Genomic DNA, 9,904 nt, shown 5'->3' with positions numbered 1-9,904 from the left:
CCTAGGGGAAGAGAAGGATAGAAAAGGTATTTATATGTGAAAATTTGCGGATATCATATATTATGATTGACACGTATACACCTTTTTGATAAAATTTAAATATATTTGATGTTGTAATGAAGCAATAAGGAGATGCCCTATGGACCTTGCTTTATAGACTGGTAATGATGCGGTTTGTAAGTAGTGGTGCCTGCGGCGTGTCTGCATGGATAAACCCAAAGGTGATCGGTTCACTTTTGGGTTTTGCTTATTCTGAGGAGGGATTTGGGTTGAAAGTCGGTTTGATTATGGGAAGCGATTCAGATTTTCCCGTTATGAAAAAAGCACTGGATGTTTTTAAGGAATTTGATGTACCCTGTGAGGTACTCCTGGCGTCGGCACATCGCACGCCGACAGCAGTGCGGGAGTTTGTTTCAACAGCAGAACAGCGGGGCATCAGCGTCCTCATTGCCGGTGCCGGCATGGCAGCACATCTTCCCGGTGTCGTTGCCAGCTATACGACGCTTCCCGTCATCGGCGTGCCTCTGGAAAGCGGCAGCCTGAAAGGGCTCGATGCCCTGCTGGCAATTGTACAGATGCCGTCCGGCATGCCTGTTGCCACGATGGCTATTAACGGCGCAAAAAATGCGGCCCTTCTGGCGCTGCAGATCGGTGCCGTCAGCGATGCGGATCTGGCAGCGAAATACAAGGCCTACCGCAAGCAGATGGCGCAGCAGGTTATGGAAAAGAACCGCAAGCTTCAGGAAACGATACAGTCCATGTAGGATAGTTTACAATTCACTTCACAGGAGGTATTCATGTTTTACGATGCGATTTGGGATAAGCAGCATGAAGAATGCGGCGTTTTGGGGATTTACGACAAGCACCTGGATATACCGCGCTATATTTACTGGGGCCTTTTTGCCCTGCAGCACCGCGGACAGGAAAGCGGCGGCATAGCCCTGACTGATGGAAAGGATATCCATACGTACCGCGGCATGGGGCTTATCAGCACGGTATTTGCTGACGGCGTACCTGATGAAGAAGGCGGTCCTATTGGCATTGGCCATGTCCGCTACTCGACGACAGGCTCCAACAATCCCCGTAATATTCAGCCCCTGGCTGTATACACGCCGCTGGGACAGCTGGCCCTGGCCCATAACGGCAACCTGACCAATATCCGGGAACTGCGGGAAGAACTGGATCGCAGCGGTGCCACGTTCCAGACGACCATGGACAGTGAAATTATCGTTAATCTTATTGGCCGCAGCCAGAAGGAAACGATGGAAGAACGCATTATGGAAAGCATGAACCGCATTCAGGGGGCCTATGCCCTGGTTCTCATGACCAAGGATAAGCTCTACGGCGTTCGCGATCCTCACGGATTCCGGCCGCTGTGTATTGGCCGCACCGAAGACGGCGGCTGGGTACTGGCCTCGGAAACGTGTGCTCTCGATGCTATTGGTGCCTCCTTTGTACGGGACGTACTGCCGGGAGAATTTGTCGAAATCAGCGAAACCGGCGTAAAGTCGAAAATATATGCCGTAGCAGACCGCAAGCAGATCTGTTCCTTTGAATACATTTACTTTGCCCGTCCGGACAGCGTCATTGACGGCCAGGACGTCTATCAGGCCCGCATCAACATGGGCCGGGAAATGTGGAATGAAACGCAGTATGATGCAGATATCGTCATTTCCGTCCCGGACAGCGGCAACACGGCAGCCATTGGCTATGCCCAGGCATCAGGGATTCCCTTCCGCCACGGCCTGATTAAAAACCGCTACATGGGCCGGACTTTCATCAAGCCCAACCAGAAGCAGCGCGAACTGGCTGTACGCATGAAGCTGAACGTCGTCAAATCCGTCGTCAAAGGCAAGCGAATCGTCATGGTCGATGATTCCATCGTCCGCGGCACGACGAGCGGCATTATCTGCAAGCTCCTGCGGGAAGCCGGCGCCAAGGAAGTGTACATGTGCGTGTCCGCACCGCCTATTAAGTATCCCTGTTTTTACGGGATCGACACGTCGGTCCGCAAGGAACTGATCGCTTCGACCCTCAGTGTGGAACAGATTCAGAAATATATCGGCGTTGACAAGCTGCACTTCATTACCATTGACGGCCTGGCCCGGGCGATAGAACATATTCCCAAGGAAGATATGTGCCTGGCCTGCTTTAACGACGATTATCCCACCGATATTCCCAAATCCAATGAAGAAGGAGAAAAATATGCTCTCGAACAACGATAAAGGATTAACCTATGCCGATGCAGGCGTAGATATTGATGCCGGCAACAAAGCCGTAGAACTGATGAAAGATTCTGTAAAAGCCACGTATCGTCCGGAAGTACTCGGCGACCTGGGCGGATTTGGCGGTCTTTTCTCGCTGATGAACAGCAAGGTGGAGAACCCCATTCTGGTCAGCGGCACTGACGGCGTAGGAACGAAGCTGCGCCTGGCCATTTTGATGGACAAGCACGATACAGTCGGTCAGGACTGTGTGGCCATGTCCATTAACGACGTACTCGTACAGGGTGCAGAACCGCTGTTTTTCCTCGACTATATTGCTGTAGGCAAGCTGGACCCCGTTCAGGTTGCAACTATCGTCAAAGGCGTGGCCAATGCCTGCAAGGAATCGGGCTGTGCCCTTCTTGGCGGGGAAACGGCTGAAATGGCCGGCTTCTATGCCAAAGGCGACTATGACCTGGCCGGATTTGGCGTAGGTATTGTCGATCGGGAAAAAGTCATTACAGGCGAACATATTCAGGCCGGCGACGTCCTCATCGGCCTTCCTTCGACAGGGGTCCATTCCAACGGATTTTCTCTGGTCCGCAAGATCGTCTTTGAACGGCAGAACATGAAGCTCGACCAGTATGTAGATGAACTGGGCATGACCATTGGCGAATGTCTGCTCACGCCGACGCGGCTCTATCCGAGACCGTGCCTGCCCATTATCCAGCAGTTTGACGTGCAGGGCATGGTACACATTACAGGCGGCGGTTTCTACGAAAATATTCCCCGCGTACTGCCCAAGGGCATTGGCGTAGATATTGACGTAACGACGTGGCCCCAGCTGCCTGTATTCGGCCTTCTCCAGAAATGGGGCAATGTAGAAGCCAGAGAAATGTACCGCACCTTCAACATGGGCATCGGCATGATCATGATCGTCCGGGAAAAAGATGCTGATGCAGTCCTGAAGAATCTGGCCGACCGGAACGAACCGGCTTATGTAATCGGCAAAGCCGTCGCTTCGGATGTACCGGTTACGCTGCGGGGAGGCGTATTTAATGCCTAAGAAGAACATGGTCATCTTCGCGTCCGGCCGCGGGTCCAATGCTGTTGCGCTCCACGACGCCGTCGCTGCCGGCACGATCAACGCCGATATTAAAGGGCTGGTCTGCGATATTCCCGGCGCTGCCGTCATGGATCGGGCCCGGGAATGGGGCGTGCCGGTCATCCTGGCAGACCGCAAGAAATTTGCGTCGAAACAGGAGTTTGAACAGTTTATTCTCGACCAGATTGCGCCATTTCAGGCTGATGTCATCTGCCTGGCCGGATTCATGCGCCTGTTGAGCAGCGATTTTATCTCCCAGTACGAACACAAAATCCTCAATATTCACCCGGCTCTGCTGCCGTCGTTCCGCGGTCTTCACGCCCAGCGTCAGGCTGTGGAAGCCGGTGTCAAGATTGCCGGCTGCACCGTTCATTTCGTCGTGCCCGATATGGATGCCGGCCCGATTATCATTCAGGCCGCCGTTCCCGTCCTGGACGGCGATACGGAAGACACGCTGGCTGCCCGTATTCTGGAAAAGGAACATCCGTCGTATGTCCAGGCAGCTGCGCTGTTCTGCGATGATAAACTGATTGTAAACGGGAACATTGTCAGTGTGAAGAAAGACTAAGGAGGAGTATCCATGAAGATTAAACGTGCGCTTATCAGCGTATCCGATAAAACCGGCGTCGTCGAACTGGGCAAGGCCCTTGCCGAATTAGGCGTTGAAATTATTTCTACTGGCGGCACCATGCGGGCGCTGAAAGAAGCAGGCGTTCCTGTCATGGCCGTACAGGATGTGACGGGATTTCCGGAAATGATGGACGGCCGCGTCAAGACGCTGAACCCCAAAATTCACGGTGCTATCCTGGCTGTCCGGGACAATCCGGAACACGTAAAGGCCATGAAAGAACACGGCATTACACCTATCGACCTGGTCGTCGTCAATCTTTATCCCTTTGAACAGACCATTGCCAAACCGGACGTTACGCTGGCCGAAGCCATTGAAAATATCGACATTGGCGGCCCCTGCATGGTTCGGGCATCGGCAAAAAACAATAAATACGTGGCCATTGTTACCAACCCGGCCAAATACGATGAAATCATCGATATTCTCCGCAAAGACGGCGGCTTTACCGATGCGTACCGCCTGGAACTGGCTCAGGAAGCATTCCAGCATACGGCTGCATACGATACGGCCATTGCGGCCTATCTGGCCAAGCAGGTGAAGAAAGGGGCGGCTGACTGATGAAGGTTGCAGTAATCGGCGGCGGCGGCCGCGAACATGCCCTGGCCTGGAAACTGGCCCAGAGTCCGACAGTTGACAGTCTGTATGCCATTCCCGGCAGTGCCGCCATGGCTGAAGTTGCGACGTGCGTAAATATTCCTCTGTCTGATCTGGACGGCATTGCTGCGTACTGCAAAAACGAAGGCATCGATATGCTCGTCGTCGGTCCGGAAGTACCCCTCACAGAAGGACTGGCCGATATTTGTCAGAAACAGGGACTGGCCGTATTTGGTCCCAATAAGGCAGCAGCTCAGATGGAAGGGTCCAAGGTATTTGCCAAAAACCTCATGAAGAAATACCACGTGCCGACAGCAGCGTACGAATCCTTTACAGATGGAGAAGCTGCCAAAGCCTATATTCATCAGCAGGGGGCGCCCATCGTCGTCAAAGCTGACGGCCTGGCTGCCGGCAAGGGCGTCGTCGTGGCTCAGACCGAACAGGAAGCCCTCGATGCCGTCGATGCTATGATGAAAGATCATATTTTCGGCGCTTCCGGCGGCCGCATTGTCGTAGAAGAATGTATGGTCGGCGAAGAAGCAAGCCTGCTGGCCTTCGTCGATGGAAAGACCATTGTGCCCATGATTTCCGCACAGGATCATAAGCGCATTTTCGACGGCGACAAAGGCCCCAATACGGGCGGCATGGGTGCTTATGCACCGGCTCCGGTTATGACGCCGGAACTGGTAAAGACTGTAGAAACGACAATTCTCCGTCCCGTCGTCGACGGACTGCGCAGCGAAGGCATTACCTATCAGGGCTGCCTCTACGCCGGCCTCATGATTACAGCTGACGGCCCGAAGGTGGTCGAATTCAACTGCCGCTTCGGCGATCCGGAAACGCAGGCTGTTCTGCCTCTTCTCGACGGAGATCTGGCTCAGATTATGTATGCCTGCACGCAGGGGACGCTGCAGGCTGACATGGTGTCGTGGAAACAGGCATCGGCATGCTGCGTTATCATGGCCTCGGCAGGATATCCCGCATCGTCTCATAAAGGCGATGTCATTACCGGTCTGGATCAGGTGCAGGACGCCATGGTCTTTCATTCCGGCACGGCCGAAAAAGACGGCCAGTATGTAACCAATGGCGGCCGTGTTCTCGGCGTGACTGCCGTGGCACCGACGCTGAAAGAAGCCATTGCCGAAGCCTATCAGAATGTACAGCGTATTCATTTTGACGGCCAGCAGGTGCGCAGTGATATTGGCGCCAAAGGATTGAAGCATTTGCAGTAGATTGCGCAGGCAGTCTGTGTACAAAGGGCTCCCTGAGGGGAGTCCTTTTTTGTACTGTCAGCAAAGAATAAGGAGGGGTAGGGGTGACAACATTTATTACACCGGCTGAAGCGGCCCGGCTTATTACAGACAATATGACCGTTGCTGTCAGCGGCCACGCCGGATTCGGCACGCCGGACGGCCTGTTCAAGGCCCTGCAGGATCGGTATGCTGCCGAAGGGCATCCGCAGAATCTGACGCTCGTAAAGATTGCCGGCACCGGCGACGGCGGCAGCCGCGGCGGCGACCGCCTGGCCGCAGACGGCCTTCTCGGTACGATCATTACCAGCCATTTGGGGCTGGAACCGAAATTAACCTCCCAGATTACGCATAATCGCTGTCTGGCCTATACGGTTCCGGCAGGGACGCTGCTCCAGCTCTATCGGGCCATTGCGTCGGGAGAAAAAGCGGTCTGGACCGATATAGGGCTCCACGCCCTGGCCGATCCCCGCCTGGAAGGGTGTAAAGCCAACGAGCGGACGAAGCGGGAAGGGAAGGATATGGTATCGCTGGTCACTATCGACGGCGACGAGTACCTGCAGTACCGCACCTTTCCTATTCAGGCCTGCCTCATTCGCGGCTCTCTGGCCGATGAAGACGGCAACATTTCCATGGTTCATGAGGCCATGCTGGGCGAGCAGCTGGAGCTGGCTGAAGCAGCCCATAATTCCGGCGGCATCGTCATCGTTCAGGTCGAAGACGTTGTGCCGCGGGGACGCATTGACCCCAGGATGGTGAAAATCCATCACTTCCTCGTCGATTACGTTGTCGTTGCCCGGCCCAAATACCATGTCCAGAGCTTTTCCTGCCACGGCTACCGGCCGGAACTGACCGGTGATGCCCGTATGCCCCTGCAGTCCCTGGCGCCGCGGCCTCTGGACAACCGCAAAATCTGTGCCCGCCGGGCTGTGCTGGAACTGAAAAAAGGCGATCTCATCAATCTGGGCATTGGCATTCCGGAAATCATCGGTGCCGTCGCTGCTGAAGAAGGCTTTGGACGACAGCTGACACTGGCTGCTGATACGGGCATTATTGGCGGCGTGCCCCTGTCCGGCATGGATATGGGAGCGGCCATCAATCCCGAAGCGGAGCTGAAAATGGCCGATATGTTCGACATCTGCCACGGCGGCGCTCTGGATGTGTGCGCCTTGGGACTGGCCGAAATCGATGAACAGGGGAATGTCAACGTATCCAAGTTTAACGGCCGCGTCATGGGGCCAGGCGGATTTATGGATCTGGCCCAGCGGACAAAGACGCTCCTGCTCATGGGGACCTTTACGGCCGGCCATCTGCGGGAACACTGCCGGAATGGCCGGCTGTACATCGATCAGGAAGGGCAGTACAGCAAGTTTAAAAAGACAGTAGAACAGATTACCTTTGCCGGAGCTCATGCAGCGGCGCAGGGAAAACGAATCCTCGTCATTACGGAACGGGCCGTATTTCACCTGACGCCGCAGGGACTGGTGCTGACCGAAGTGGCGCCTGGCATAGACCTGGAAGGGGATATTTTCCGGCACATGGCCTTCCGGCCGCGCGTTGCCGATACACTGACGTATATGGATGCACGTATTTTCTGCGAACCAGCCATGGGACTGACTGTGGCGGCGCAATAGGAGATGAGCATATGGACTACCGAATCGAACGAGACTCTATGGGAGAAATCCGCGTACCTGCTGATAAGCTGTGGGGAGCGCAGACCCAGCGAAGTCTGGAAAACTTCCGCATTGGCACGGAAAAGATACCGCCCGAAATGGCGACGGTCTTTGCGTATCTGAAAAAAGCGGCAGCCCTGGTCAATGAGGAACTGGGCGTGCTGGATACGGACCGGGCCCAGGCCATTGCCCTGGCCTGCGATGATATGCTGGCCGGCCGGCTGGACGGCAATTTTCCCCTGGCCGTATGGATGACCGGCAGCGGGACCCAGTTTAACATGAATGTCAATGAAGTGCTGGCTCACCGGGCTATGGAACTGCTGAAGCAGGAAGGAAAAGACATTGCCGTCCATCCCAACGATCACGTCAATCGTTCCCAGAGTTCCAATGACACCTTTCCGACGGCGCTGCACATGGCGGGACTGCTGCTGATTACGGACAGGCTGTTTCCGGCTATGGATGCCCTGCAGCAGGCGCTGGAGGAAAAGGCAGCAGCCTATGCGGATATTGTCAAAATCGGCCGTACCCATCTGCAGGATGCGACGCCGCTTACGCTGGGCCAGGAAATCAGCGGCTGGGCGCGCATGATCGAACGGAACCGGGAAATGCTGACGCAAGGCGTTACGTACCTGCAGGATCTGGCCATGGGCGGCACGGCCGTCGGCACGGGGATTAACTGCCCTGCCGGCTATGACGTCCGCTTTGCTGAAACGGTCAGCCACCTGACAGGCCATACGTTCCATACGGCGCCGAACAAATTCCAGTCCCTGACCAGCAAGGACGAACTGGTCGTCGTTCACGGCATGCTCAAGGCCCTGGCCTGCGATCTCATGAAGATTGCCAACGACGTGCGCTGGCTGGCCTCCGGACCTCGCTGCGGCATTGGCGAGCTGACGATTCCGGCCAATGAACCGGGCAGCTCCATCATGCCTTCCAAAGTGAATCCGACGCAGTGCGAAGCCGTGACGATGGTAGCCGTCCAGGTCATGGGCAATGACGCAGCCATGGGCATTGCTGCCAGTCAGGGGAATTTTGAGTTAAACGTATTCATGCCGGTCATTGCCTATAATCTGATTCAGTCTATCCGCCTCCTGACGGATGTGATGGATTCATTCCGCAGCCACTGCATTACAGGCATTGCGCCGAACCGCAGGAATATTGACCGCAATCTGCAGCAGTCCCTCATCCTCGTCACCGGCCTGGTGCCCCTCGTCGGCTATGACAAGGCCTGCACCATTGCCAAGACGGCAGCGAAAGAAGGACTGACCCTGCGGGAAGCGGCTCTGGCATCGGGCTGGGTTACAGGCGAGCAGTTTGACGCCGTCATGGTACCGGCAAAACTGGCCGGTATAGATAAGGCGTAAGAGCTGCAGCATCGCTGGGTCAGGAAGGGGGAGGTCCATGGAACTGCGGGTGCTGCGCTACTTTTTAGTCGTAGCGCAGGAAGAAAATATTACGAAAGCAGCGAAATTGCTGCACCTTACGCAGCCGACGCTGTCGCGGCAGATCCGGATGCTGGAAGACGAATTTGGCGTTGCCCTGTTTCGGCGCAGCAAATACTGCGTGTCCCTGACGGAAGAAGGGATGCTCCTGCGCCGCCGGGCTCAGGAACTGCTGGAGCTGGCAGAAAAGACCGAACGGGATATGACCCGGCGGAATGACGTGATTTCCGGAGAAATCGCCATTGGCTGCGGCGAGACGAGAAATATGGCCTCCATGGGACAGGCTATTGCTGCTTTTCGCCAGGTTTACCCGGAAGTACAGTTTTCCGTATATACCGGCTATGCCGATGACGTGACGGAACGAATGGAGCGGGGACTGGTCGATATGGGTCTGCTCATTGAGCCTGTCGATATCAGCAAGTATCACTTCCTTCATCTTCCCCTGCAGGATCAGTGGGGCGTATGCATGCGGGAAGATCATCGGCTGGCCGGCCATACCAGCATTACGCCGGCTGATCTGGCCGGTGAAAACCTGCTTATTTCCAGCCGCCAGTCTGTGCGCAACATGCTGGAAAACTGGCTGGGACCGGCTCTTTCCACGGTTTCCATTGCGGCCTATATGAATGTATCTTTCTACAATTACCAGATACTGACCAAAGAAGGGGCAGGACTGTCACTGCTGTTCATGCTCGATACGCTCTGTGACGGCCTCTGCATCCGTCCCATGGAGCCGGCAATTGTAAATGGCTCGGTCCTGGCCTGGAAGAAAGATCAGATCCTGTCGCCGGCAGTGGAGACGTTTATTCGCTGGATGCGGAACCAACTGGGCTGCAGGGAACCATAACTATATATGAACAGGCGTTTCTGCACTGCATCGTGGGAAACGCCTGTTTTTTATCTATTCTCATAAGGACTGAATAGTATGCAAAAACAGAAAGAAACGGACGGGAATTGTACGAAATCAGAATATATCCTGCTTACATGCCAATGTGTATTGCTGAAATAGAC

At 55.1% G+C, this 9,904-nt stretch carries 9 protein-coding genes; all 9 read left to right on the top strand.

The features are described from left to right. The first annotated feature begins 269 nt into the window (after nucleotides 1-269). The 9 genes from purE to Q3886_RS05790 all read left to right on the top strand — a co-directional run bounded on the left by purE (nucleotide 270) and on the right by Q3886_RS05790 (nucleotide 9,740). A complete protein-coding gene (gene purE, locus Q3886_RS05830) occupies nucleotides 270-764 on the top strand; it encodes a 5-(carboxyamino)imidazole ribonucleotide mutase (RefSeq protein WP_301860246.1) in 495 nt (164 codons plus the stop codon). A 33-nt stretch (nucleotides 765-797) separates the two neighbouring features. After that, nucleotides 798-2,225 (top strand): amidophosphoribosyltransferase, encoded by a 1,428-nt coding sequence (gene purF, locus Q3886_RS05825; protein WP_301860244.1) that lies wholly within the window; start codon nucleotides 798-800, stop codon nucleotides 2,223-2,225. Beyond that, nucleotides 2,206-3,270, top strand: a complete 1,065-nt coding sequence (gene purM / locus Q3886_RS05820) for a phosphoribosylformylglycinamidine cyclo-ligase (protein ID WP_301860242.1) — start codon at nucleotides 2,206-2,208, stop codon at nucleotides 3,268-3,270. Before purF ends, purM begins: the two co-directional genes overlap by 20 nt. Further along, on the top strand, nucleotides 3,263-3,877 hold the full coding sequence (purN, locus tag Q3886_RS05815; RefSeq protein WP_301860239.1) for a phosphoribosylglycinamide formyltransferase: 615 nt from the start codon (nucleotides 3,263-3,265) through the stop codon (nucleotides 3,875-3,877). The genes purM and purN overlap by 8 nt, the downstream gene beginning before the upstream one ends. Before the next feature lie 12 nt (nucleotides 3,878-3,889). Then, complete coding sequence (locus tag Q3886_RS05810) at nucleotides 3,890-4,495, top strand: IMP cyclohydrolase (RefSeq protein WP_301860238.1); 606 nt, start codon at nucleotides 3,890-3,892, stop codon at nucleotides 4,493-4,495. Next, entirely contained in the window at nucleotides 4,495-5,763 is a 1,269-nt protein-coding gene (gene purD, locus Q3886_RS05805; RefSeq protein WP_301860237.1) for a phosphoribosylamine--glycine ligase, read from the top strand. The genes Q3886_RS05810 and purD overlap by 1 nt, the downstream gene beginning before the upstream one ends. A gap of 83 nt (nucleotides 5,764-5,846) precedes the next feature. Then, a complete protein-coding gene (locus tag Q3886_RS05800; protein ID WP_301860236.1) occupies nucleotides 5,847-7,415 on the top strand; it encodes an acyl CoA:acetate/3-ketoacid CoA transferase in 1,569 nt (522 codons plus the stop codon). Nucleotides 7,416-7,426: 11 nt separating this feature from the next. Continuing rightward, nucleotides 7,427-8,818 carry a class II fumarate hydratase gene (fumC, locus tag Q3886_RS05795; protein ID WP_301860235.1) on the top strand — a complete coding sequence of 464 codons (1,392 nt, stop codon included), beginning with the start codon at nucleotides 7,427-7,429 and terminating at the stop codon, nucleotides 8,816-8,818. A gap of 37 nt (nucleotides 8,819-8,855) precedes the next feature. Then, nucleotides 8,856-9,740: a LysR family transcriptional regulator gene (locus Q3886_RS05790; RefSeq protein WP_301860234.1), complete on the top strand. Its 885-nt coding sequence runs from the start codon at nucleotides 8,856-8,858 to the stop codon at nucleotides 9,738-9,740. Nucleotides 9,741-9,904 lie beyond the last annotated feature (164 nt).

It is taken from the genome of uncultured Megasphaera sp., assembly GCF_958350005.1.
Lineage (GTDB): Bacteria > Bacillota > Negativicutes > Veillonellales > Megasphaeraceae > Megasphaera.
The sequence above is the reverse complement of the archived record's forward strand: the minus strand, read 5'-3'. Positions and strand labels throughout refer to the sequence as shown.

Bases quoted from the DNA above. Each gene is read 5' to 3' on its own strand.
- purF (WP_301860244.1), top strand. From the start codon at position 798: ATGTTTTACGATGCGATTTGGGATAAGCAGCATGAAGAATGCGGCGTT.
- purM (WP_301860242.1), top strand. From the start codon at position 2,206: ATGCTCTCGAACAACGATAAAGGATTAACCTATGCCGATGCAGGCGTA.
- purN (WP_301860239.1), top strand. From the start codon at position 3,263: ATGCCTAAGAAGAACATGGTCATCTTCGCGTCCGGCCGCGGGTCCAAT.
- Q3886_RS05810 (WP_301860238.1), top strand. From the start codon at position 3,890: ATGAAGATTAAACGTGCGCTTATCAGCGTATCCGATAAAACCGGCGTC.
- purD (WP_301860237.1), top strand. From the start codon at position 4,495: ATGAAGGTTGCAGTAATCGGCGGCGGCGGCCGCGAACATGCCCTGGCC.
- fumC (WP_301860235.1), top strand. From the start codon at position 7,427: ATGGACTACCGAATCGAACGAGACTCTATGGGAGAAATCCGCGTACCT.
- Q3886_RS05790 (WP_301860234.1), top strand. From the start codon at position 8,856: ATGGAACTGCGGGTGCTGCGCTACTTTTTAGTCGTAGCGCAGGAAGAA.